Origin of the sequence: Bacillus sp. RCC_6_1 (assembly GCF_041360755.1) — a bacterium.
GTDB lineage: Bacteria > Bacillota > Bacilli > Bacillales > Bacillaceae_G > Bacillus_A > Bacillus_A cereus.
The window spans coordinates 841926-866920 of record NZ_JBFUPV010000001.1; the positions used below are offsets into that span (position 1 = coordinate 841926).

Sequence of the window (24995 nt, forward strand, 5' to 3'; positions counted from 1 at the left end):
TTCAGCCCCTCCCTTTTTGCATATCTTGCAAAATTTTTCGGGAGATTTCATCAAATGATTCTGCTTTTTTGCTATAAATCATACATAGTGCCCATGTCATAATAAATTGGGAAAAAGCAAATACCCACGCCCATGTAACGTCTCCAAATGCAGGTGTATTAAGCACCTTTGAATACGATGTTAGAATAGGTAATGCGATAAAAAAACTAAAAAAGAAAATACTCATTGGAATGATAAACTTCTTTTTCGTATTTAATAACAATTGAAATTCTTCCGACTGAACGACCTCTGTATAATTCACCTCATTTTGCAACTTACGTGCTGACGTATCGTCTCGTTTCATTAACCGATCCCCTCTCTTACTTAAAATACACTTACCCCTTGCATACCTAAAGACTAAATTTTATAAATATTCAGAAACTTATATTCATTTTAGACAATCCATGCATTCATGCAAAGATTTTTTGATAGACATTTTTCGGCAATTTCCCCTAAATTTTTAATATACTTTTTCAAAATAAAGTGACACCTTACTTATTTATCCTCATTAAGACAAAAGCAGTGCTTAACGCACTACTTTTGTCTTTTTTTCCTTTTCTAAATTACGAGCCGTTTCGCTTAACTCAACATCTTTTCCGTCTTTAAGTGTTCCAAATATAAAATCGAATACTGGATTTGAAACACCAAACCAAAACTTTTCGTTTTTATAATGATGTAATATATGTTGTTTTTTTAGCCATCTTCCAAACTTAGTGACGGGACGAATCGGTCTATGAGCAATATAATGTTTCCATTCGTAAACGAGCAGCATAATAATCATTCCGATTCCAAATGAAAGTGCAATAGTAACACTTTTTATAATACCATACGCTATAAGTAAATATATAGTAAAACTGGGTATACTAAACCATACAGGTAAAAACAAAAGTTTTAAATCATCTGGATATACGTGGTGATCATAATGCAATCTTCTTAACATTTTTAATAGAAATGTGTTTTTAGGTGGCTTTATATGGAATAAAAAACGATGTGTCATATATTCATTAAGTGTATAGAAAACAATCCCAAACATACATGCTAACATGCCAAACCACGTAAAAAATTGCATTTTTAAAATAATAATGAAAATAAATAGAATGCTATACATAATAACAATATCATGTTGTAAAAAGAACTCTTTCCCCACTTTCTTCATCTTGTTTCCCCCTTTTCCAAAAAAACAGCCGCAACATATCGTTACGACTATTTCTTTTCTATTCTTATTCTATTCACTTTACAAATTTGCCTGCTGTTCTATTGCCGAGAAAAAATTGTTTGATCCAAATATATTTTGCTTCGGAATAATATGTTCCACTGCAAACACTGTTACTTCTCCTCTTTGCACTTCTCCAATAATGAGCCCAAATATTTCATGATTTACTGCAAACGTCGGTTGCTTTGTTTGTAACAATCTTGCAGCATTATGAAATACCGCTTCATATAGTGGATTTCTATCAGTAATTTCTTTTCGGATTTTTGGCGCTAACGTAATTATAATTTCTTTTCCGTCAATAGTGGTTCGATACATAAAAATCTCCCCTTCAATCTTATGTGAACAACTGTAAAGCTTTGTATGCAAAATGTATAGAGTAACCTACTAAAATAATACCTGCTCCGGCTGTTATGTAGCCAAGCGCTTTTGGTTTTAATAAAGTTCTTCCAAAATGTACAGAAAAAGCAATATTTAAATTCCATAAAATAATACCAACAATAATGCAAAGACTGTACAAAAAAGCTTCTTGTTTCGTTACCTTCGTAAGTAATGAGCTAAGTGTACTTCCGTATATACCAAACCAAAAAACAAGATTTAATGGATTGGATATCGCAATTAAAAATCCTGCCATAAACGATTGCTTAAGGCCACCTACCTCTTCTTTTTTATATTCCATATTCGATTCGAAAATTCCTTGTTTTACACTTTGAAATCCTAAATAAAATAACAAGAAAAAACCCGTGCAATACATGAAGGCTTGTACATATGTATACATAAACACAGAAGATAAACCGAAATAAATGAGAAGCATAAATAAAACATCTGCAGTCATTCCACCAATTCCAACAACCCAAGCGTGCCAAAAACCACGTTCAATTCCTCGTTTTAACATTTCAATATTAATCGGCCCTACTGGCGCAGCTAATGATATACCTAATACGATTTGCTGTATAATTGCTCCAATCATCGCTCTATCCTTTCTACTCTCTTTACTACTAGTTAATGATGTAATTTTAAAAAATAGACTAGCTTTCATAATAAAATACCCTTTTTTATCCAAAATATACAAAAGAGCCATCTAGATGATGGCTCTTACTTTTCTATCCTATGAAGAAAAGGACATTTCCCTTTTATTGGCTCTACATCGTCTCCTATGAAATATTGTTTCCATTCACGATGCTCTGGGTCACCATAATGACTAATGTTAGGATGTTTCGGCAATTGATCCCACTTTTCAACTCGCTCACGGACCATTTGTCTTGAATATGCTCCTTTAGGACGATCTCCCTCTAATCCATCAAAAATAGTGCGTGGCTGAAACCCAATAACGAGAGAATTCCCTAAATGTCTAGTTTTTCGTTGTTTATAAGCTGGCGCATTTCCAAATGCGAATATTGGCTCACCACCAAATGAAAATTCCCATAAATAATGGTCTGGGTCTTCAGGAATTTGCTTTGGCCATGCTTGATTATCGTTTTCATGTAAATACTGTAACACTTTCCAAAAAGAATCACGGTAATATTCGAGTGATTGTTCTTCACATTCCGGTTCTACAAAAAGGAAAAAGCCCCTTCTTACAATCGGTCTCTCTTTCATTAACTCTAAAAAAGATAACATTGTATGCGGCAAATGACTCCAATCATTATGAGAAAGAAATGAATAACGAAGTTCATTCTTTTTCAAAGCTGTTAAACCGAAATAACATGGAAAAGTTGGTTCTAACACAACATTTGAAAAAATCTCAAATTCTTTTGCAACCCAATCCGGTATGTCGGTTCTCGTTCTCATTCCTTCATTATCTAATAAGTAAGACTTATTCATTCTTTCACCTCATTATGTATAGCATTCAATTAAGAATATTACATACTCGGCCTGTCCTATACCTATTTAAAAATTTGACTGGAAAATTATTTAAAAATACAAAAAAAATAAAATCGCTTACTTGACTAAATTCTCCCAATTCGTGTATATTTAAATTAATCATTTAGCAGAATATTCAAGAATATAGCATTTTTAGTTTATATTATTTTTTTAATGAATTTCACTAAATGAAAATAGTAAACGCTTTTAGGAGGAATTGTAACATGCAAGGAAAAGTAAAATGGTTTAACAACGAAAAAGGTTTTGGATTTATCGAAATGGAAGGCGCTGACGATGTATTCGTACATTTCTCTGCTATTCAAGGAGACGGCTACAAAGCTTTAGAAGAAGGTCAAGAAGTATCTTTCGACATTACTGAAGGTAACCGCGGACCTCAAGCTGCTAACGTAGTAAAACTTTAATCCAACATATAACAGGAGGTTGCCTTACTTGGTAACCTCCTTTGTTATTCCTTTGTATATTTCCGTTTTACAGAGCAAAAACTATGTGAAATGCGCACTATACAAAGGAGGAATTATTAATGGGATCAGAAGTAAATGATTTTGAAGAAGTGAAATTCCGTGTAGAAACAGCACAAAAAATGGTAGGATCAGCAACAATTTCAATGGATCCAGATACATTAGAGCATGCTACTACTGCTGTAGAAGCAGCTCGCTCTCAGCTTGAAATTATGAAATCTGTTGCAACTGATTTAGATGAGCCATTTTTAATGAATGAGGAAAAGAAATTAAATAAATGTGAGCATCAACTAAACGAAGCAAGACACTAAAAAACATCCAGAGAATTTTCTCTGGATGTTTTTTCATGACAACTGTTCTCCATACTTTTTCAATGTTTCTCCAACTGTACATTGCCGTATACAAAATGAATGGGCATAATATTTACTATTTGTCTTTCGATTATGTTCTCGCAAGAAACATCCTTCACAATACGTTTCTAATAAGTCATTTACCTCTGTAATGAGTTGCTTTTTATCCACCTTTGCACCTCTCTATTCAGTTATTTCTTTATGACTATCAATAACTGTTCCTTCCAATGCTTGCGTAGCTAATTGATGTGCTTCTTTATTTTGTTTTCTAGATATTGGTTCACATATAAGTTTTAATTTCATTTGCTTCGCCTTTTGTTCAATTTGATCTAAATAATGGTTTAAATGCTCATCATAACAAGGCCATTCTCCGGCTAATTGCTGCAGTACAACTTGAGAATCACCGCGAAGTGTGACTGCTTCATACTTAATCCCTAATTCCTCGAGTATATTCATACCGTATAGTAACGATGCATATTCCGCTTCATTATTATCATATATACCTTCTATATATGCATTGCGGCGAATCCGGTAGTTTGTATTTCCTTTTTTATAATACACACATATACCAACGCCAGCTTCTTTCGTTTGCACATCATACCCCCCATCAAAATAAACGAGTATTTCTTGGGGATCTTCCTCTACTTGCTTACTTAACTTTTTCATCTCTTTTAATGACCATTCTGCGTCCATTTCATCATAAAATGAAATTTCTTTTACTCTTCCTGTTTTCTCAAAATCCTCTGCAAATTGAAGTACTTCTTCTATGTTCATATACTCTGTTGTTAATTCCGTCTGCAATCCGCGCTTCGTTTTATACAACCAATGAATTTTATATTTCATACTACATTCCCCTTATGTAAGACTTCTTATTTATCCGGCTAATTGAAGCCTCACTTTATTTTATTATATTTTATCAAGAGTCACAGTATTATATTCAATATAATCACATACAAAAAGAGCCATCCTATATAAGGAATAGCTCTTTCATCTATTACATAAATCTTTCAAATTGTACTCGCTTATTAATCCAGTACATTACAGGCATACCGATCGCCATTACTACGAATTCACCTGCTGCACATGTTAACCAAGTCCACATAAATGGTAGGTCAAATGCAAGATGAAGTTCAATTGCAATCATAAACATTGTAACCGTAAAGATAACTGTATTAAAAATCATACGAGCCCAAACACCTTTAATAAACCGCATAGAAATAATCGTTGCAACTAATGCAAGAATAGATTGGCCTACTCCAAATACTAAATCATAAGCGATCATAGGTGAGAAAAAGAGATTCGTTAAAAATACACCTAATACAATTCCGTAAATTGCTTTCTTGTTAAATACAACGAGATGATTAAACATCTCTGAAATACGAAACTGTACATTTGTAAAGCCAAATGGCTGAATAAGCATAGAAACAGCAATATATAATGCCGCTAAAATACCATTACCGACTAATGTTCTAATATTCATGACAAAATCTCCTTAGTTTTTTTACGTGGGATGGTTTCGAACCACGTTATTCTTTTTTTTAGCAACAAGATTATATTTTACGTGGTAGCCCCTCTTTCGTCAATAGATTTCCTATCATAAACTACCTTTTTCCTTTTAGACAACGTATAATGAAACATATGAAAGATTTAGGAGGTTTCACTTCATGACAGCAACAATTCAAAATGAAAAAGTGATCGTTTCCATTTCTGACAAAGGTGCAGAATTACAGAGCGTTCGCTTAAAAGAAGACAACATAGAATATTTATGGCAAGGTGATTCTACTTATTGGGGACGCCGTGCACCAATTTTGTTCCCAATTGTCGGTCGATTAGTAGATAATACATACTACGTAGACGGTAAACCATATTCATTAACACAACACGGTTTCGCTCGTGATCTTACTTTCTCTGTGAAAGAACAAAGCGAAACAAAGATCACTTATATCGTTACTAGTAATGAAGAAACATTAAAAAAATACCCATACGAATTCGAATTACTCGTTTCTTATGAGCTAGATGGACAAAGTGTTCATGTAACATATGAAGTAAACAATCCTACTTCTAAAGAAATGTTCTTCTCAATCGGAGCACATCCTGGATTCAATTTCCCTTTATTGGACGGTGAATCATTTACAGATTATCACTTATCGTTTAATGGTTCGGAACGCTTAGAAACAAGCGTATTAGAAGGACCTTATCTTTCAAACAAAAAGCAATTAATCGCTGAAAATACGACTGAATTGCCACTTACATACGATTTATTCAAAAATGATGCACTTATTTTTGAACATATGAATACGAATGAAATTTCGATTCGTTCTCATAAACATAATAAATTTGTAAAAGTAGAATTTGATGGATTTCCATTTGTCGGCGTATGGACACCAGGGGATAACGCACCTTTCTTATGTATTGAACCTTGGTATGGAATCGCTGATGAAGTAAATCCAGCAAAAGATTTCAAGGACAAAAAGGGAATTCAATCTTTACAAGCGAATGAAACATTTACATGTCGTTACAGCATCACAATCGGATAACTACCCTATCCCCTACTTCAAAAAAATATTTAAGTAGGGGATAATCTTATAATTTGGAGGTTTCTCATTTTGATTGAAGTATATATTGATGGTGCATCAAAAGGAAATCCTGGTCCTTCTGGTGCAGGAGTGTTTATTAAAGGCGTTCAGCCGCCTGTACAATTATCAGTACCACTTGGAACAATGTCCAATCATGAAGCAGAATACCGCGCTTTACTTCTAGCATTAAAATATTGCATCGAGCATAATTATAGCACTGTCTCTTTTCGTACAGATTCGCAGCTTGTCGAACGGGCTGTTGAAAAAGAATACGCAAAAAATAAAATATTTGCACCTCTTTTAGATGAAGCACTGCAGTACATAAAAAACTTCGATCTCTTTTTTATTAAGTGGATTCCAAGTAGTCAAAATAAAGTAGCTGATGAATTAGCTAGAAAAGCTATCTTACAAAATTAACGGGGGTATGAGTGTGAAAAGAGAGTGGATTGCTCCTCTTGCTTTATTATTTGTCTCTTTTATTTGGGGAGCTACGTTTGTTGTCGTTCAAAACGCTATGTCTTTCGTTGGTCCATTTACGTTTAATGGTATTCGCTTTTTATTCGCTGGAATTATTTTATTATTCGTTCAAATTATTTTCTCACAGAAAACTTCAAAACAAGAATTAAAACATAGTAGTTTAGCCGGATTAATAGTTGGGTTCTTCTTATTTGTCGGCTATTTATTGCAAACATTTGGCTTACTCTATACAACATCTTCAAAAGCAGGTTTCTTAACTGGGCTAAGCATTGTTATGGTCCCAATCTTATCCTTTATCTTTTTAAAACAAAAAGCTACCATTTTCATCGTACTTGGTATTGTTGTAGCTACAACAGGTTTATACTTATTAACAGCTGCTGATTCTTTCCAATTAAATATAGGAGATATACTTGTTCTCGGTTGTGCAGTCGCTTTCGCTGCCCATATTCTTATTAACGGCTTCTTTTCTAAGAAAATATCACCTTTATTATTAAGCACATCTCAAGTATTAGCTGTTGGTATATTTTCTTCTATTTGCGCTTTTTTGTTTGAAGATTGGGAAAAGTTATTTTCAGTATCACTATGGACGAATCAATCCTTTTTATTCGCACTCTTTCTAACTGCCCTGTTTGCAACATCTATTGCTTTTTTCATTCAAACATCGGCACAAAAACACACTTCTCCAACGAGGGTAGCAATTATTTTCGCAATGGAGCCCGTTTTTGCTGCATTAACAGGCGTTCTCGTTGCAAATGAACAACTTTCTATTTCTGCTATTATCGGATGTCTATGTATTTTTCTAGGCATGATTTTTGTTGAATTACCTTCCAAAACAAAAAAAGAAGCGCAGGCTGCGTGAAGTTACGCTTGTAACTTCCGCATAAAAGCCTTAGCGCTTTTTTTATCTGTAATTTCTTCCTCTTTCAATCGTTCTAATAACGCAACGAAATAACTACCATCAAACTGCAATTGATGTTTAATTGTCGCTTCTATTGCTGCGTTCACAATCCCATCAGACGCACCAGTATATCCTTGTCCAAACATAATAAACCCTTGTGCTTCCTCTGATAATTTAAATCCTTTCGTATGTAAGAATGAAAGATAATCTTCTACTGTTTGCATGTTATTCCCACCTACTCAAAAATTCTCCATCTCCTATCATACATGTTTTTACACGCTATGAGAATGAAATTTCTTTGACAACTTTGTAAATCAATCTTCTACTTCTCTTACAATGGAGGATTTTCTAACAATCTGAAGGAATATGTACAGTGGAACTTATTTCATATTAAAGGGGAGACACGATGAAACAAGCACTATTAATTATCGACGCTCAGCAAGAATTAATTGATGGAAATGAGCAAGAGAATGAAGTTTTTCGTAAAACCGAGCTATTATCTACACTAAATATAGCCCTCCAGAAAGCAATAGATTCAAATGCTCTTATTGTTTTCGTAAGAGATATCGATGTTGCTTCTGGTAGTGGCGAAGGATTTGAAGTACATAATCAAATTCAAGTACCCCAGTCTGCAATCTTTATTAATAAAGCAGCAACCAATTCATTCTACGGTACTTCTTTACTTGAACTTTTAAAAGAAGAAAACATTAATCATATTGTTATAGGCGGATGTAAAACAGAACATTGCATTGACACTGCCGTTAGGACAGCAACTGTACAAGGATTTGACGTTACATTAATTAAAAACGGTCATTCAACAACTGATTCTAACGTATTGTCTGCAGAACAAATTATTGGTCATCACAATAAAACTTTACACGGTCATTATAACGTTGATCATTTTTCTATGGTGCGAGATATCGAGGAAGACCTCTTTCAGCCAACTCATGACCAATATCGTGATTAAATTGGCTCAAAAAAGAATCCTTCATTTAAAAGGGTTCTTTTTTATCCAAAAATTTGCGCTGCAATACTATATAGTTCACTATTTCTTTTTATTAACCGATTACTATTTTTCATCATAATTGGCGGTATATTCACCTTTTTAAAACCAGCAATCTCTAATTCTTTCATGAAATCGTTCTTTCCTTCTAGTACATCAATTCTTAATTTACCATTATGCCCTCTTGCTAAATCATGTACTATTCTCATTGCCATCTCATCATTTTTAGCAACAACCGGCCCTATTATCTTATTTTCTGGTGTTTGTATGCTTAAACCGTAACCTAATACATTTTGTTCCTTGTCCCTTACAACGATACACTGTTCACTTTGCATAATTCTTTTCTTTAAAAACTCTTTTCTATTTGTTCCAAACGCATATTCATCTATTTTTATTATTTTTTCTAAATCACCCTCTTCATAATTCATCACATAATCTTCATTTCTTACACAATAATCTTTCGCATTGTATGAGTTACATATGTATTTAGAAACATAACTTACTGCCCTAAGTCCTAACTTTTCATATAAAGGTTTCCCTTCATCCGTAGCAATCAGCATAATTGGAGTATGAGCTGATACGCTTTTAACGCACGCTTCCGTTATTATCTTTCCAATCCCTCTCCCCTTATAATCTGGATGTACAATCACCATTCCGATAGACGCTAATTTCTCCCCATATAATATTATTGCCGCGCTAGCAATAAGTTCCTTTCTCTCATTCCATACGCCGTATACAATACCTGAGTTAAAAATTGTTTCAACTTCTTCTCTGTTATAATCCCAGCCAATATAAGAAGATAATGCTACAATATCGCCTATTTGTTCTTCCCTAAGACGCTCCAACCTAATTTCTAATTCAATCATACTCCATCCCCTTATCTAGACATTTAAATCATTATTACGAAATCAACTTGTACATGTTTCGCTTTATTTGTCACACACATATGTTATTTTGACCAAGACTATATTGTAAATGAGGTGACAACATGCCCATTACGAATCGATTTTCTACCACCACTAACGGCGCACTCGCTATTACAGGTAATACTTTAGGCTTAAGTAAAATTAGCAATCAAAACCGTGCTGGTACAATCGGTGCAATTGGTGCATTCGTAACTACGAATACTGCTTTACAAGTACCTACTTTTCCTGCAGGTACAACGTTAAACTATACACAAAATAGTTCTACCGCTATTTTAAATATCCCTGCTGGTAGTACTATTCTTTACGCAGAACTCGTTTGGGGTGGAAACTATTTATCTCGTGATCAAAACATTACGAGTATTTTAGGGAATCCTGTTTCTTTCACAACACCTGTGTCAACATACTCAATTACCCCTTCGGCTATTACAGCTTCAAATCAAACTTTCGTTTCTGGATCTGTCACATTTGGATTCTATACACGATCTGCAGATGTAACATCCCTCGTTCAAGCTGCTGGATCTGGCTCTTATACAACCGGCTCTGTCCCTGGACTTGTTGATCCTTTAGATGCTTCTAATGGGGCTATCAATTCTTCTGGATGGACGCTCATTGTCGCTTATCAAAATGGTTCCTTACCTGCAAGAAACTTAACCATTTATGTAGCTGGTAACCGTGTTTCTGCAGAAACTGGTAGTGCCGATGTATCTGTTTCTGGATTTTTAACACCTTCAGGAGGACCAGTAAGCGGGAGATTATTTTTAAGTTCTACCGAAGGAGATGCAGATTTAACCGGGGATCAAGCTTTATTTGGACCAAATTTCAGTTCATTAAATGCTTTATCTGGACCAAACAATGCTATAAATAATTTCTTCGGTTCTCAAGTTAATAATGCTGCAGGAAACTTAGATACAACAGGGACATTTGGAACGCGAAATCAAAGTGCTTCTACAAGTACAAACATCTCCGCAGGAAGACAGGGCTGGGACATTACTTCCATTGATATTTCTCCTTATTTAACAAACTCACAAGTATCCGCCGCAATCCGTTTAACTACTAACGGAGACGCATATATGTTAAATACAGTAGGCTTACAAATTAATATAAACTCACCAAATATACAAGCGACGAAAAGCGTGAATAAAAGTGTTGCTGCAATTGGAGATATTCTCACTTATACAGTTACTATCCCTAACACCGGGCTTCTTCCTGCCAATAACGCTATTTTTATAGATAGTCTCCCTAGCGGTACTTCTTTTATACCCGGCACTGTAACAGTAGATAACGTACCACAAACAAATGCAAATCCTGCGGCTGGTATATCTCTTGGAACAATTAATAATGGTGCTTCTCGTACAGTAACTTTCCAAGCTACTGTCGTTTCTCTTCCAAGTCAAAATCCTATCTCTAACACTGCTAATATTACATTTCAATATACACCAATCGCCGGAGGAACAACTTTTAATGGTCTTGCAACAAGCAACTCTGCTGGAACACAAATTAACCTCGCAGATATTAATGGAACAAAATCAGTTAACAAACTTTTTACCGATATTGGTGAAACATTAACTTACAGTATTGCCTTAGCTAATATAGGAAATATCGCTGCAACGAATGTGATATATACGGATCCGATTCCTAGTGGGACTACTTTCATTCCAGGGAGTGTAACTGTGAACGGAGTTACTCAAGCTGGCGCAAATCCCGCTAATGGTATATCAATTGGGTCAATTGCCGCAAATTCCACTACTACTATTTCATTCCAAGTACTCGTTCCTTCTATCCCTCAAACAAACCCAATATTAAATAGTGGAACAACAACATATCAATACATTCCTGTACCAAATCAACCAGCAGTAAGTGGGACTGATAAGACAAATATTGTCTCCACTCAAGTGAATAATGCTACTGTAACAATGACGAAAGCAGTAGATAAAAATTTTGCAGATATTGGTGATACACTAACGTACACCGTTTCCTTTACAGCTACAGGTAATACAAATGCGAACAATGTTATTTTTACAGATGTCATCCCTACTGGAACAACTTTCGTTCTAAACAGTTTAACAATAGATGGCACGACACAAGTGGGCGCAAATCCCGCTAACGGCGTGAATATTGGATCCATCCCAAGCGGCACAACAAAAAATGTTGCATTTCAAGTAGTAGTAAATACAATACCCGCGTCAAATGTCGTATCTAACGGATCAAGTGCTTCTTATCAATATACCGTCAACCCTAGCCAATCACCCGTTACAAAAAACATTTCTTCTAATCTCGTTTCCACTCAAATTAACAATGCGAATGTAACATTAACAAAATCAACTAACAAACAATTTGCCACAATTGGCGAAACGATAAGTTATACAATTCTTATTACAAACAGTGGAAATGCGGCCGCTAATAGCGTTCAACTAACAGACCCACTTCCAAATGGAACGATATTAACTCCTGGTACTATAACACTAAACGGAGTTTTGCAAAATGTAGATTCTCTCGTCGCTTTACCTATCGGTACAATTCCTGGCGGGGCTACTTTTACCCTTTCTTTCCAAGTAACAGTCATCAATATTACGACCCAAAATCCTATCATTAATAATGCCTTCGCTTCTTATCTATATACTGTAAATCCAAATTTGCCACCGACTTCAAAGACAGCAAATTCTAATTCTGTTACATCAACAATTAGACTAGCAAATCTCCATGCTAATAAATCTGTAGATAAAACGTTTGCGGAAGTTGGCGATGTATTAACTTACACCTTTGCTTTTACTAACGATGGGAATGTTGCAGCGAACAATGTATTACTATCCGATTCAATTGCGAATGGAACCGCCTTTGTACCAAATAGCGTTATAGTTAACGGTGTTACTCAACCAGGCGTTACACCAGCTAGCATCAATATTGGTAGCATCAATGCTAATACTACAATTACAGCTTCATTCCAAGTAGTAATAACTAGCATTCCAAATCCAAACCCTATTTCAAATAGCGCTTCCATCTCCTATAACTTTATTGTTGATCCAAACGCTTCACCTGTAAGTAAGAACACTACTTCAACCACTACATTTACTCAAGTAAACGATGCAAATGTCATTTCAGCCAAAACAGTGGATCGAGCGTTCGCTACCGTAGGGGATATATTAACTTATACTGTTACTTTGACGAATGCAGGAAGTGTTTCTGCTGATAGTCCTACTTTCGTAGATACGAATCCAGACGGTACTACCTTTATTCCAAACACTTTTCTTATTAATGGTGTACTCCAAAATAACGCAGATCCAAATATAGGTGTTCCACTACCTTCCATTGCTGCTAATGGCTCACTTACTGTCTCTTATCAAGTAACCGTCACCTCTTTACCAACACAAAACCCAACATTAAATTCATCTAGTACACAGTATAGTTTTATTCTAAATCCGGGCGATCCACCAACTGTAGAAACATCTGTAAGTAACACTGTAAGTACACAAATTAATTTAGCAAATGTAGTGATTGTCAAAGAAGTAGATTTAACTATCGCCGATGTCGGGCAACCAATCACATATACAATTTATTTAGCTAATCTTGGAAATACTATAGCAAATAATGTTATTGTTACCGATATAATCCCTAATGGCACCACAATCGTACCAAATAGTATTTTTATAGGTGGTGCTTTACAACTAGGTGCAGACCCTAGTACCGGTCTTCAAGTCGGCTCCATTCCTTCAGGTGGTTTTACAACGATTGTTTTTCAAATAAGTGCAAATGGGCTACCTTCACCAAACCCAATTCAAAACAGCGCTTCACTTCAATATAGCTTTATCGCTGATCCAAATTTACCTGCTCTTGTTAGAAACGCTGCTAGCAATATAGTAACTACACAAATTAATACTGCTAATATCGTTGCTACAAAACTAACGAGTACAAACTTCGCTGATGTTGGTGATGTCATACTATATGCGACTATTTTAACAAATAACGGGAATATCCCTGCTGCTAATGTAACGTTTACAGATATCATTCCAGCGGGTACCCTCTTCATTCCTAATACTGTAACGATTAATAATGTCCCTGTAGCTAACGCAAATCCTGCTACCGGCATTTCAATTGGTACGATAGGAGCGAATTCATCACGCACCGTTGCATTCCAAGTTTTTGTACCAACTATCCCTGCTGTAAATCCAATTACAAATCAATCAGGCACAACATTCCAATATACGTATGATCCATCCAAACCTGCTGTGATGCAGATGGTTGCTTCTAACACTGTACAGACAACTATTAATAACGCCTCAATTGCCGCTACTAAATCTGCAGATAAACAGTTTGCTAACGTAAATGATATTATTACGTACACGACTACTTTAACGAATAACGGGAACACACTTGCATCAAATGTAATATTTACAGATGTAATTCCAAACGGGACATCATTTATTGCTAATAGTGTTACTGTAAACGGGAATACACTGCCTAATGTAAATCCAGCAAGTGGAATTGCCATTGATCCAATAAATCCGAATGCAAATACGATCATCTCGTTCCAAGTACAAGTAAATTCTATCCCGAATCCAAATCCAATCCCGAACCAAAGCAATACAACGTACCAGTACGTCATAGATCCTAACTTACCTCCAGCATCCGCCAATACGTTAAGTAACTTAATAACAACTCAAATTAATAACGCTACTATTGTCGCTACTAAGTCTGTGAATACACCGACAGCTGCAGTTGGTGATATCGTTACCTATACGATTGCAGTAACAAATACAGGTAATACCCCTGCTAGTGCGACTGTTTTAACGGATGGGCTTGGCGCAGGAGCTTCATTTATCCAAAACTCCGTAACGATCAATAATGTTCCACAACCAGGATTAGATCCATCACTTGGTATTCACTTGGCAGATATTTCGCCAGGGGATACTGTATTTATTACTTTTCAAGCACAAATTTTAGCGATACCACCTAGTGGCACATTAACAAATAATGCTCTTGTAAATTATGAATATACCGTGAATCCAAACCAATCTCCTGCTGTTGGTAGCACCGTAACAAATACAACAGTTACACCAATTATTGACGCTACTTTAGTAATAAATAAAAGCGCTAGTACAACTTTCGCTACAATTGGTGATACAATTACATTCACTTCAGCTGTTACAAACACCGGAAATACTACTGCGAACAACATTATTTTTACTGATACAATTCCAAACGGTACTACCTTTATCCCAAATAGCTTTAAGATAAATGGTGTAACCGTTCCGAATGCAAATCCACAAAACGGGATCAATATTGGTAACTTGAATTCAAATGCATCTGCTACACTCAGTTTTCAAGTAAACATTACAACACTTCCAAACCTTAATCCAATCCCGAACAAATCATCGCTTCAATATAGCTTTATTGTAGATATAAACGAATCGCCAGTTTCACGAACAGTTCAATCTAATAAAACTTTTACACAAGTAAATACTGCTTCTGTTATCGCAACAAAAACTGCAAGCAGTGCTTTTGCTGCTGTTGGAGATACAATTACGTATACAACTATCCTCACCAATAGCGGAAATACTTCAGCAAACACACCTGTTTTTATCGATATATTACCACCTGAACTTTCATTCGTTCCTGATAGCGTACAAATTAATACAATCCCACAACTTGGATTTAGACCAGATAGCGGAATCTCTTTAGACTCAATTCCAGTTGGAGGAACGACAACAATTAGCTTTCAAGCTATCGTTGGCTCAATACCAGCTACAAACCCAACTTTGAACCAATCTAGCACAACATACTCGATCATTATTGATCCTACCCAGCCGCCGGTGATAGAAACAGCTACAAGTAATCCAACTTTAGTTCAAATTAACGAAGCGATTATTCAAGCAACGAAAAGTGTAGATCGACTATTTTCTGACGTAGCACCTGGAAATTCATTTTTAACGTATACTGTTTTATTGGATAATATAGGAAACGCAACTGCTACGAATATCATTTTTACAGATCCGATTCCAAATAACACAGTATTTATAGAAGATAGCGTTCGAGTAGGCGGAGTTTTATTGCCTGGAGTAAATCCAGCGAATGGGATACCGATTGGGGATATTATTGCTGGAGATTTTATAAACGTTACCTTCCGTGTGCAAGTAGTTAGCATTCCAAATCCAATTTTCACAATTGGACCAGGCGGACCAAACTCACCGGTTGTAAACAGCGCTTCCATTAATTATCAATTTATGACAGGTCCAAACTTACCACTCGTTTCAAGAAGTACGACGTCCAATCCGGTTTCGACACAAATAAATTCTGGGGAAATTGTGGCAATCAAATCTGTAAATAAAACTTTCGCAACAATTGGCGATACAATTTCTTATACAATTACATTAAGTAACCCTGAAAATGTCACTTCACAAAATATAATTTTTACGGATACTTTACCTGATGGAACGACATTCATATCTGGCACTCTTACAAACGATTCTGGTACACAGCAAATCGGAAATCCAGCTAACGGAATTCAGATTGGAAATATAAACCCAAATGGAACGGCCGTGATTACTCTTAACGTACTTGTTACAAACATTCCAAGTATAAATCCAATTTCTAATTCTAGCTCTGTACAATTTGCACATGTGGTCGATCCTAGCCAACCTGCCGTATCGCAAACGAATGTATCTAATACGGTTTCGACAACTATTAATAGTGCAATTTTAACAACAAAAAAGAGTGCTGATAAATCTATAGTTTCAGTTGGAGATACGATTACGTATACAACTACTATTAGAAATACCGGAAATACAGCCGCAACGAATATTACTTTCACAAGCGCTATTCCAGCTAACACTACCTTTATACCAAATTCAGTCACAATAAATAGCGTTCAGCAGTCTGGTGCGCAACCAGCACTTGGAGTAAATATACCAAATATCGCTCCTGGTGAAACGGTAACTGTTACTTTCCAAGTAAATGTTATTTCCGTTTCCCCTTCCAGTTCAATTATGGGTAATGACACAATTTTATATTCTTATACTGTTGATCCAAACAGCGCTCCTGCTACTACCTCTACTTCAACGAATATTGCTACAAATCCTGTATTAGATGCTATGATAACGATGGTAAAATCGGTCGATCAAACCCTTGTAACACTAGGCGATACCATAACCTATACGACAATTTTAACGAATAACGGTAATACAAATGCAACTAATATTACTTTCACGGATCTTATACCAAATGGTACAACATTTATTACTGATAGCGTTACAATAAATGGACTCACACAAATTGGATTGAATCCTAATACAGGCATAACGATTGGATCAATTGCCCCTAACAGCTCAATATCTATAGCATTTCAAGTGACCGCTACTTCTACCCCTGTTCAAAATCCTATTGCCAATTCCGCTACTGCTTCTTACACATTTATCGCTGATCCCAATGCACCTATTGTTTCAAGAAACGTTACTTCAAACACAGTGTTTACTACGATTAATACAGCTAACATTCTTTCATTAAAACAAGTCGATAAATCCTTTAGTCGTATTGGAGACACACTCACTTATACTGTCGTTTTAACAAACAATGGAAACTCATCCGCACAAAATGTTATATTTACAGATACCGTACCAAGCGTCACTACATTTATTGCAAACACATTTTCTATTAATGGAGTTCCTCAAAGCGGGGCGGATCCATCGAACGGTGTGAATATTGGGACAATAACAGCCGGGACTACAGTAACAGTTTCGTTCCAAGTTACTGTAACATCATTACCAACCGCAAACCCAATTGTAAATTTCTCATCAACATCGTATCAATTAGTCTCACCACCTGAAGCAGAAACTTCAATTAGCAATCCTGTTTCAACCCAAATTAAAGAAGCCATATTATCTATGACCAAAAATGAAAGTGTATCCTTTGCAGATATCGGGCAAACTGCTTTTTATACTACTTCTATTACCAATGTAGGCAATACCGATGCAACTAATATTGTATTCACAGATGCATTACCAAGTGGACTCACATTTGTTCCTAACACATTAACTGTCGATGGCGTTTTACAACCTAACGCGGATCCAAATACAGGTGTATTACTTGCAACACTTCCACCAAATGAAATATATAGCATCGTCTTTCAAGTTACAGTAAACAATATTCCCCCTAGTAACCCAGCACCAAATAAAGCATCAACGACGTATGAATTTACTGTTGATCCTGTTAATCCTCCCGTTTCAAGTGCAGCTACTTCCAACACTACACTCCTTCAAATAAACAACGCAACTATTATTAGCACCAAAACAGCAAATCTTACTTTTGCGGATGTTGGTAATACAATAACATTTACACTTAACCTTCCTAATACCGGGAATGTGACCGCAACTGATGTAACTATTATCGATATTCTTGATAGCAATTTAAGTTTCGTTCCAAATAGTTTCACAGCTAATGGGCAAACCATTCCAAACGCCGATTTATCAACTGGTGTAAATATTGGTTCCATTAATGGTGGTAATACGGCAATCGTTACATTCCAAGCAACTGTTATTACACTTCCAACACTTAATCCCATTTCTAACTCTGCTTCTACCACATATCATTATGTCGTTGATCCTAGCCAGCCACCTATTACAACTTCCAATCAATCTAATACAACGACAACACAAATTAATAGCGCTATCCTTACTGCACAAAAAAATTCAAATGTATCTACGGTAGATATCGGGCAGGATATTACCTACACCGTTACAATTACAAATAGCGGAAATGTGAGTGCAACGAATGTTATTTTTACCGACCTTATTCCAGACGGAACTTCCTTTGAACCGAATAGCTTTACACTGAACGGAACTAGCATCCCAAATGCAGATATCATTACAGGCGTTCCAATCGGTGATATCGCGCCAAACGAATCTGTCATCGTAGCATTTCACATTATCGCCAATGAAATTCCGCCTATAAATCCAATTACTAATCAAGCTAGCGTTAGCTTTCAACATATCGTTAATCCAGCTAATCCTCCAGTTTCAAAAAATATTATTTCTAACAACGTTACAACAAAAATTGAAAGTGCTATTTTAAATACTATTAAAATAGGAGATAAAACTTTTGCAACGATTGGTGATACGATTACGTATACAACGACTATTACGAACACAGGCAATATTCCTGCTAACAACGCTATATTCTCAGACCCTTTACCATCGTGGACACAATTTGTTGCAGGATCAGTTATTGTTGATGGCACTCCATTACCATCCGCTTCGATTATTAACGGTGTTGGCATAAATACAATCAGTCCAAATCAAACTGTTACAATCATATTCCAAGTACAAATCGTAAGTAATCCAACAACGTTCACACCTGAACTCCAAAACTTAGGATTTGTTAACTTCCAATATAACGTAGGCAATGCATTACTGGCTCAGCCTGGCAATGTGGAAACGAATGTCTTCGTTACTTCTATTAATACAGCCATACTTTCAGCTGTAAAAACTGCTAATACAGCCTTTGCAAATATTGGAGATACGATCACTTATACAGTTTCGATTCAAAATAACGGCAATACAAACGCTACGAATGTAAATTTCTCAGACCCAGTTCCAACTGGAACGACCTTTGTTGAAAATAGTTTTGCTGTAAATGGAAGTACCATTCCAGGCGCAAATCCAAATAACGGAGTGAATATCGGAACAGTTAGCGCAGGTAGTTCCTTAACCGTTACTTTCCAAGTCATAGTTACATCTACTCCACCTTCAAATCCGATTACAAACGTAGCATCTATTCAATACGCATTCATCGTTGATCCGGCCTCTCCTCCTGTTACAGGCACGATAAATTCTAATAGCGCTTCAACACAAATTAATAACGCGACTGTTACAACTGTTTTACAAGCAAATCGTTCAATTGTATCTATCGGGGATGTAATTACGTATACAGCAACATTAACGAATACTGGAAACTTCCCTGCAAACTCTGTATTACTCATTAACGGAGTTCCTGAAGGAGCATTATTTGTTCCAAATAGTGTTACGCTCAACGGGATTTCACTTCCAGATGCAAGTCCAACTCTCGGTATTCCAGTTGGTATTATCTCACCAGGTGATTCCGCTACTATTACGTTCCAATTTCTTGCAAGTTCTATTCCACCGCAAGGAGCGATTATAAATCAAGCACTTACAAGTTACACGTATATTGTCGATCCAAGTCAACCTCCTGTTACAGCAACATCCTCGTCTAATACGGTTAATACAGCTGTTGTTGATGCATCGTTATCCGTAATTAAAAGTACAGATTCTCTCGTACAATCTACTGACGGTACAATCACTTACACAGTAGTCGTTCAAAATAACGGAAATACTACTGCAAATACAGTTACTTTAACAGATTTGGTCCCAGAAGGAACTGCATTTATTCCGAATAGCGTTACCATTAGTGGTGTTTCTGTTCCAGGTGCCGATCCTAACGTAGAAATACCATTAAACTCCATCACACCGTCAGAAATCGTCACTGTAACATTCCAGGTTATCGTTCAATCTATACCAAGCGTGAACCCAATTTCTAATACAGCCCGTATTGACTATACTTTTATCGCCGATCCAACTGCTCCTATCATCTCTCGAACAATTACGTCTAATCCTGCTTTCACACAAATTTCGGATGCAACTATCCTTTCTTTAAAAGCAGTCAATGCACCTCAAACAACAACAGGTGATATTTTGACTTACACAATAACACTAGAAAATACCGGAAATATTCCAGCTACGAATCTCATATTTTCAGATACGATCCCCCAAGATACTACATTCGTAGAAAATAGTTTTACACTTAATGGAACAACTATACTTGGTGCCAATCCAAATGTAGGTGTTACTTTACCTACCTTAGCAGCAAACGCTACTCACCTTATTTCGTTCCAAATTCTTATTAAAGATTCATTCTCGCGAGAATCGATTACAAATCAATCCAATACAACATATACAATCCAACCAGACCCAGGGCAATCGCCTATTACTGAAACATCTACTAGTAATATCGTCATTACAAATTTCGTGCAAGCACAATTGACAATTACAAAAACATCCAATCCAACAACTGTAGATATTGGCGGAACTATACTTTATATTTCTGAAGTGAAAAATATCGGTAATGTTGACGCAATAAATATTGTTTTCACAGATTCTATCCCAGCTGGGACTACATTCGTTCCCGATAGTGTCACAATTAACGGTGTCCTTCAGCCAGGTGTAAATCCTGAAAACGGAATACCGATTGGAACAATTCCAGCTAACAGTTCCAAAACGATACTATTTCAAGTGCAAACAAATAATCCACCTACTGAAACCGAAATTGTAAATCAATCTTCAGCAACTTACCAATATGTAAGTATCCCTACAGCCCCACCAGTGAATCGCTCTGCAAATTCTAACATTGTTACAACATCACTTCAAAACGCAAATATTATTTCTGTTAAAAGCGCGGATGTAACTTTCGCATCAATCGGGCAAATTATTACCTACACAAATACACTACAAAATATAGGAACCGTTCCAGCTAACAATACCGTGTTCATTGATAACATTCCAGAAGGTACTATATTTATTGAAGATAGCTTAGCAATAAATAATGTAATTCAGCCTGGCGCTAATCCTGAAAACGGAGTAACTCTCGGCACGATACAACCAAATGAAACAGTCACTATTTCATTCCAAGTACAACTTACAAATATACCAGTTGGCAATGTAGTCATTAATATTTCAGACACCTCGTACGAATACCAAATTGACCCTAGTTCTCAAATTATTCAGCGTAGATCGTTATCAAATGCAGTAAATACTGAAGTGCGGACGGCAAATGTTAGTGCAATTAAATCCGCTAACAGATCCATTACACGTATCGGTCAAATCATCACATATACACTCGCAGTTACAAATGCTGGTACAATACCTATTACAAATACTCTCCTACTTGACGCAATTGCTTCTGGCACCACATTCGTTCCAAATAGCATTCTTGTAGATGGCGTACCAAGACTTAACGAAAATCCAATTACAGGTATCAATCTTGATATAATTCTTCCAAATAATACGATTATTGTTACGTTCCAAGTAAGCGTAGTCTCTATACCGCCACAAAATAACATTAATAATATCGCCGTCATTCACTATGAGTATCGACCAGACCCAAGCACACCACCAATTTCAGAAACGACCTCTTCCAATGCTACAAACATACAATTTATTGATGCTATTCTTATTGCTACAAAGTCCACTAATACTGTATTAGCTAACATTGATGAAACCATTGAATATACAGTATTCATTCAAAATAATGGATCGGCTACAACTAACTCCATCTTTTTTACAGATACTATAGCGGATGGAACAGTATTTATTCCAGGAAGTGTAGTAGTTAATAATACTGTACTTCCTGCAGCAAATCCGAATATCGGCTTTTCCATTCCTAATGTCGCAGCAGGTCAAATGGCTACAATAACATTCCAAGTTTCCGTTACGAATTTACCTGCTGTAAATCCAACACCTAATACTGCAAACGTCGTCTACGACTTTATTTTCAATCCTGACTTTGCACCAATTCAAAAATCTACTACTTCCAATACTACTTTTGTTCAAATTAATGATGCTGACATCGTTTCACTTAAAACTGTTGATTTAACCTCTGTAACGATTGGTGACATTTTAACTTATACAACAACTTTAACGAATACAGGGAATACGGATGCCACTGCTGTTGTATTTACAGACAATATTCCTAATGGAACAACCTTTATTGACGGTAGCGTTTTAGTAAATAACATTCCTCAGCTTAATGCCAACCCAAGTGCAGGTATACTTGTAGGAACGATTGCTCCTAATATTTCTATCCCAGTCACATTTTCTGTTACCGTCGTAGCTCTTCCTGCTAGCGGCCATGTTCAAAATCAATCAACTTCTCGTTATACAATAAACGTGGAAGAACAAATATCCACTAGCAATATTACCTTCACTGAAGTTATTTCTGCTAATGTAATTGCGACAAAAACAACACCTATCCAATATGCTGACCTACAAACTATTATCCCTTACACTATTTCCATTACAAACAATGGGAATATACAAGTAGAAAACATTATTGTTACAGATATCATCCCAGCAAATACGAGCTTTATAGAGAATAGTGTTATCGTGAATGGCAACGCTCGGCCAAATGACAATCCACTTAACGGTATACAAATTGATAACATTCCCCCTAATACGACAGCAACCATTCTATTCCAAGTACGGGTTACTTCGATTCCACAAACAAATCCAATCTCTAACACGAGTACAATTGAATATGAATACACGGTACCAAATCGACCACCTATTACCGAAACTATTATTTCATCAGCTGCTTTAACAGAAATTAATCATGCGAATTTGAATAGTAATAAAGCTGTTGACCTTGCATTTGCAACGGTTGGTGATACGTTAACGTATACGATTACACTAAATCAAACCGGTAATGTTGCAGTAAATGATGTAATCATTCAAGATATTATTCCTCAAGGTACTACGTTTATAGAAAATAGCGTCATTGTAAACGGAGAAACTCTTCCAGGAGTGAATCCAGTAAGCGGCATACCAATTGGTACTATAACTATTGGTGGAGATGCTATCGTTTCATTCCAAGTAACTGTGACTTCTATTCCAACACCAAATGAACTAAACAACAACGCAATTACTACTTTTAACTATATAGTCAACCCAAATAACGTACCTGTTACAAATACGACTACAACAAATACTGTCAAAACTAATGTCCAAAATGATAATGTCATTGCTTTTAAGTCTGCTGATGTAACAAACGCCTTACCTGGTCAAACTTTAACGTATACAATTACGATTACGAATAGCGGTAATGTAACGATTGAAGACCTTCTTGCCATAGACGCCGTACCAATAGATACGACTTTTGTTGCTGGTAGTGTTACGATTAACGGAATCAATCAGCCTAATGAGAATCCTGAAAATGGTATTACGTTAGGAAATCTTGCTCCTAATGAATTTGTTATTATTACGTTCCAAGTGACAATATCTTCTTCTACTCTTCAATCTACAATTAATAATGATGCTTCTGTTTCCTATACCGTTATCATTGATCCAACAAAACCACCTATTACAATTACAAAACAAACAAATACCGTTACAACGACAGTTATTGATCCGATGGTTCGCATTGAAAAAACAGCTGACAAATCTATTGTCGTTATAGGAGATATCATTACATTCACATTAGCGGTATTCAATCATTCCCCAATTCCTACAATCAGTACTTCTGTTATAGACACAATTCCAGCTGGTACAACATTTATAGAAAACAGCGTAACCATTAACGGCACTCCCGTTCCAAATGTTCGTCCAGACACTGGTATTAATATTGGTTCTTTATCTGCAGGTACAGTAGCAACTATAACATTTCAAGTTCTCGCAACTTCTATTCCTTCAAACAGTACAATTATAAATTCTGCAACAGTTACCGCTGCTTTTCAGTTGACACCACAGGATCCAATTATTACTTTCATTGTTAATTCAAATATCGTTCGTATACCAGTTCAATTTATAACTGCAACAGTCACGAAAAATGCTTCCGTCAGCTCAGTTTATTTAAATCAATATTTTGATTACACGGTACGCATTACAAATACTTCTGAAATTTCACTCTCAAATATTTCGTTACAAGATACTATTCCAGCAGGTTTACAATTTATAAATGGCACTGTCTTTATTAACGGTGAACGCTCTCCACTAGCGAATCCGAATATCGGTTTCCTAGTCGCTACTAATTTGGAACCAAACGAAACAATTATCGTGTTATTCACAGTACAAGTGATAAGCCCCCCTGTTAATAATCCCTTTAAAAATACGGCCAATATTTCGTTACAACTTCAAGTCTCGCCTACCGACCCACCAATTACAGTAACCGTTACAAGTAACGAAAACATCGTCACCTTTGTTCCAGAAAATCCAGATGAAGCACTTCCAAATTTAAATTGCTTCTTTGACGGTGAACGCTTCATTCGCATTACTCCTCGAAATGTACGAAATTACCTTTGGACTTGGATTTGGTGGAAGTAATTGAAACAAAAAAGAGATTGTAGTTTGGTTCAAACCAAATTACAATCTCTTTTTCATTACCTATATCCCACTACGTTGT

Annotated in this window: 17 protein-coding genes and 1 riboswitch; of the genes, 7 read left to right on the forward strand and 10 right to left on the reverse strand. The window is 36.0% G+C overall.

Going from position 1 to position 24995, the window contains the following annotated elements:
• Nucleotide 1 precedes the first annotated feature (1 nt).
• The 5 genes from AB6801_RS04170 to AB6801_RS04190 form a co-directional block, all read right to left on the reverse strand.
• Nucleotides 2–343, reverse strand: a complete 342-nt coding sequence (locus AB6801_RS04170; RefSeq protein ID WP_000817366.1) for a DUF485 domain-containing protein — start codon at nt 341–343, stop codon at nt 2–4.
• A gap of 222 nt (nt 344–565) precedes the next feature.
• Nucleotides 566–1195: a sterol desaturase family protein gene (locus AB6801_RS04175; protein ID WP_097998931.1), complete on the reverse strand. Its 630-nt coding sequence runs from the start codon at nt 1193–1195 to the stop codon at nt 566–568.
• 78 nt (nt 1196–1273) lie between these two features.
• Nucleotides 1274–1567, reverse strand: coding sequence for a hypothetical protein (locus tag AB6801_RS04180; protein ID WP_000286362.1), 294 nt, complete (start codon nt 1565–1567; stop codon nt 1274–1276).
• A 19-nt stretch (nt 1568–1586) separates the two neighbouring features.
• On the reverse strand, nt 1587–2330 hold the full coding sequence (locus AB6801_RS04185) for a LysE family transporter (protein WP_001196839.1): 744 nt from the start codon (nt 2328–2330) through the stop codon (nt 1587–1589).
• Between the two features lie 14 nt (nt 2331–2344).
• Complete coding sequence (locus AB6801_RS04190) at nt 2345–3073, reverse strand: YqcI/YcgG family protein (RefSeq protein WP_001043769.1); 729 nt, start codon at nt 3071–3073, stop codon at nt 2345–2347.
• A 263-nt stretch (nt 3074–3336) separates the two neighbouring features.
• Between AB6801_RS04190 and cspB the strand changes: the two genes are divergently transcribed.
• Together cspB and AB6801_RS04200 are read left to right on the forward strand one after the other, a co-directional pair.
• Entirely contained in the window at nt 3337–3534 is a 198-nt protein-coding gene (cspB, locus tag AB6801_RS04195; RefSeq protein ID WP_001161731.1) for a cold shock-like protein CspB, read from the forward strand.
• A 119-nt stretch (nt 3535–3653) separates the two neighbouring features.
• Nucleotides 3654–3902, forward strand: coding sequence for a DUF2564 family protein (locus AB6801_RS04200; RefSeq protein ID WP_000534392.1), 249 nt, complete (start codon nt 3654–3656; stop codon nt 3900–3902).
• Between the two features lie 33 nt (nt 3903–3935).
• Here AB6801_RS04200 and AB6801_RS04205 read toward each other — a convergent pair whose 3' ends face one another.
• The 3 genes from AB6801_RS04205 to AB6801_RS04215 form a co-directional block, all read right to left on the reverse strand.
• Nucleotides 3936–4112: a zinc-finger domain-containing protein gene (locus tag AB6801_RS04205; RefSeq protein WP_000358801.1), complete on the reverse strand. Its 177-nt coding sequence runs from the start codon at nt 4110–4112 to the stop codon at nt 3936–3938.
• Nucleotides 4113–4124: 12 nt separating this feature from the next.
• On the reverse strand, nt 4125–4784 hold the full coding sequence (locus tag AB6801_RS04210; RefSeq protein ID WP_000875554.1) for a ribonuclease H family protein: 660 nt from the start codon (nt 4782–4784) through the stop codon (nt 4125–4127).
• A gap of 151 nt (nt 4785–4935) precedes the next feature.
• Entirely contained in the window at nt 4936–5421 is a 486-nt protein-coding gene (locus AB6801_RS04215) for a QueT transporter family protein (RefSeq protein WP_001026477.1), read from the reverse strand.
• Between the two features lie 6 nt (nt 5422–5427).
• Nucleotides 5428–5472, reverse strand: a riboswitch (PreQ1 riboswitch).
• 133 nt (nt 5473–5605) lie between these two features.
• Between AB6801_RS04215 and AB6801_RS04220 the strand changes: the two genes are divergently transcribed.
• The 3 genes from AB6801_RS04220 (at nt 5606) to AB6801_RS04230 (ending at nt 7853) form a co-directional block, all read left to right on the forward strand.
• Nucleotides 5606–6478, forward strand: coding sequence for an aldose 1-epimerase family protein (locus tag AB6801_RS04220; protein ID WP_000127397.1), 873 nt, complete (start codon nt 5606–5608; stop codon nt 6476–6478).
• A 69-nt stretch (nt 6479–6547) separates the two neighbouring features.
• The gene (locus AB6801_RS04225) at nt 6548–6934 is read left to right on the forward strand and encodes a reverse transcriptase-like protein (protein WP_000573880.1); all 387 of its coding nucleotides are present in this window, start codon (nt 6548–6550) and stop codon (nt 6932–6934) included.
• Nucleotides 6935–6947: 13 nt separating this feature from the next.
• The gene (locus AB6801_RS04230; RefSeq protein ID WP_000818085.1) at nt 6948–7853 is read left to right on the forward strand and encodes a DMT family transporter; all 906 of its coding nucleotides are present in this window, start codon (nt 6948–6950) and stop codon (nt 7851–7853) included.
• A gap of 2 nt (nt 7854–7855) precedes the next feature.
• Here the strand turns inward: AB6801_RS04230 and AB6801_RS04235 are convergent, their stop codons facing one another.
• Nucleotides 7856–8116 carry a DUF6123 family protein gene (locus AB6801_RS04235; protein ID WP_001195212.1) on the reverse strand — a complete coding sequence of 87 codons (261 nt, stop codon included), beginning with the start codon at nt 8114–8116 and terminating at the stop codon, nt 7856–7858.
• 182 nt (nt 8117–8298) lie between these two features.
• Here AB6801_RS04235 and AB6801_RS04240 point away from each other — a divergent pair, with 182 nt between their 5' ends.
• Nucleotides 8299–8859: a cysteine hydrolase family protein gene (locus AB6801_RS04240; RefSeq protein ID WP_000806320.1), complete on the forward strand. Its 561-nt coding sequence runs from the start codon at nt 8299–8301 to the stop codon at nt 8857–8859.
• A gap of 41 nt (nt 8860–8900) precedes the next feature.
• Here the strand turns inward: AB6801_RS04240 and AB6801_RS04245 are convergent, their stop codons facing one another.
• Nucleotides 8901–9761 carry a GNAT family N-acetyltransferase gene (locus AB6801_RS04245; protein WP_097998930.1) on the reverse strand — a complete coding sequence of 287 codons (861 nt, stop codon included), beginning with the start codon at nt 9759–9761 and terminating at the stop codon, nt 8901–8903.
• 122 nt (nt 9762–9883) lie between these two features.
• Between AB6801_RS04245 and AB6801_RS04250 the strand changes: the two genes are divergently transcribed.
• Nucleotides 9884–24916, forward strand: coding sequence for a DUF11 domain-containing protein (locus AB6801_RS04250; protein ID WP_097998929.1), 15033 nt, complete (start codon nt 9884–9886; stop codon nt 24914–24916).
• Nucleotides 24917–24995 lie beyond the last annotated feature (79 nt).

Bases quoted from the DNA above. Each gene is read 5' to 3' on its own strand.
- AB6801_RS04170 (WP_000817366.1), bottom strand. From the start codon at position 343: ATGAAACGAGACGATACGTCAGCACGTAAGTTGCAAAATGAGGTGAAT.
- AB6801_RS04175 (WP_097998931.1), bottom strand. From the start codon at position 1,195: ATGAAGAAAGTGGGGAAAGAGTTCTTTTTACAACATGATATTGTTATT.
- AB6801_RS04180 (WP_000286362.1), bottom strand. From the start codon at position 1,567: ATGTATCGAACCACTATTGACGGAAAAGAAATTATAATTACGTTAGCG.
- AB6801_RS04185 (WP_001196839.1), bottom strand. From the start codon at position 2,330: ATGGCTCTTTTGTATATTTTGGATAAAAAAGGGTATTTTATTATGAAA.
- AB6801_RS04190 (WP_001043769.1), bottom strand. From the start codon at position 3,073: ATGAATAAGTCTTACTTATTAGATAATGAAGGAATGAGAACGAGAACC.
- cspB (WP_001161731.1), top strand. From the start codon at position 3,337: ATGCAAGGAAAAGTAAAATGGTTTAACAACGAAAAAGGTTTTGGATTT.
- AB6801_RS04200 (WP_000534392.1), top strand. From the start codon at position 3,654: ATGGGATCAGAAGTAAATGATTTTGAAGAAGTGAAATTCCGTGTAGAA.
- AB6801_RS04210 (WP_000875554.1), bottom strand. From the start codon at position 4,784: ATGAAATATAAAATTCATTGGTTGTATAAAACGAAGCGCGGATTGCAG.
- AB6801_RS04215 (WP_001026477.1), bottom strand. From the start codon at position 5,421: ATGAATATTAGAACATTAGTCGGTAATGGTATTTTAGCGGCATTATAT.
- AB6801_RS04220 (WP_000127397.1), top strand. From the start codon at position 5,606: ATGACAGCAACAATTCAAAATGAAAAAGTGATCGTTTCCATTTCTGAC.
- AB6801_RS04235 (WP_001195212.1), bottom strand. From the start codon at position 8,116: ATGCAAACAGTAGAAGATTATCTTTCATTCTTACATACGAAAGGATTT.
- AB6801_RS04240 (WP_000806320.1), top strand. From the start codon at position 8,299: ATGAAACAAGCACTATTAATTATCGACGCTCAGCAAGAATTAATTGAT.
- AB6801_RS04245 (WP_097998930.1), bottom strand. From the start codon at position 9,761: ATGATTGAATTAGAAATTAGGTTGGAGCGTCTTAGGGAAGAACAAATA.
- AB6801_RS04250 (WP_097998929.1), top strand. From the start codon at position 9,884: ATGCCCATTACGAATCGATTTTCTACCACCACTAACGGCGCACTCGCT.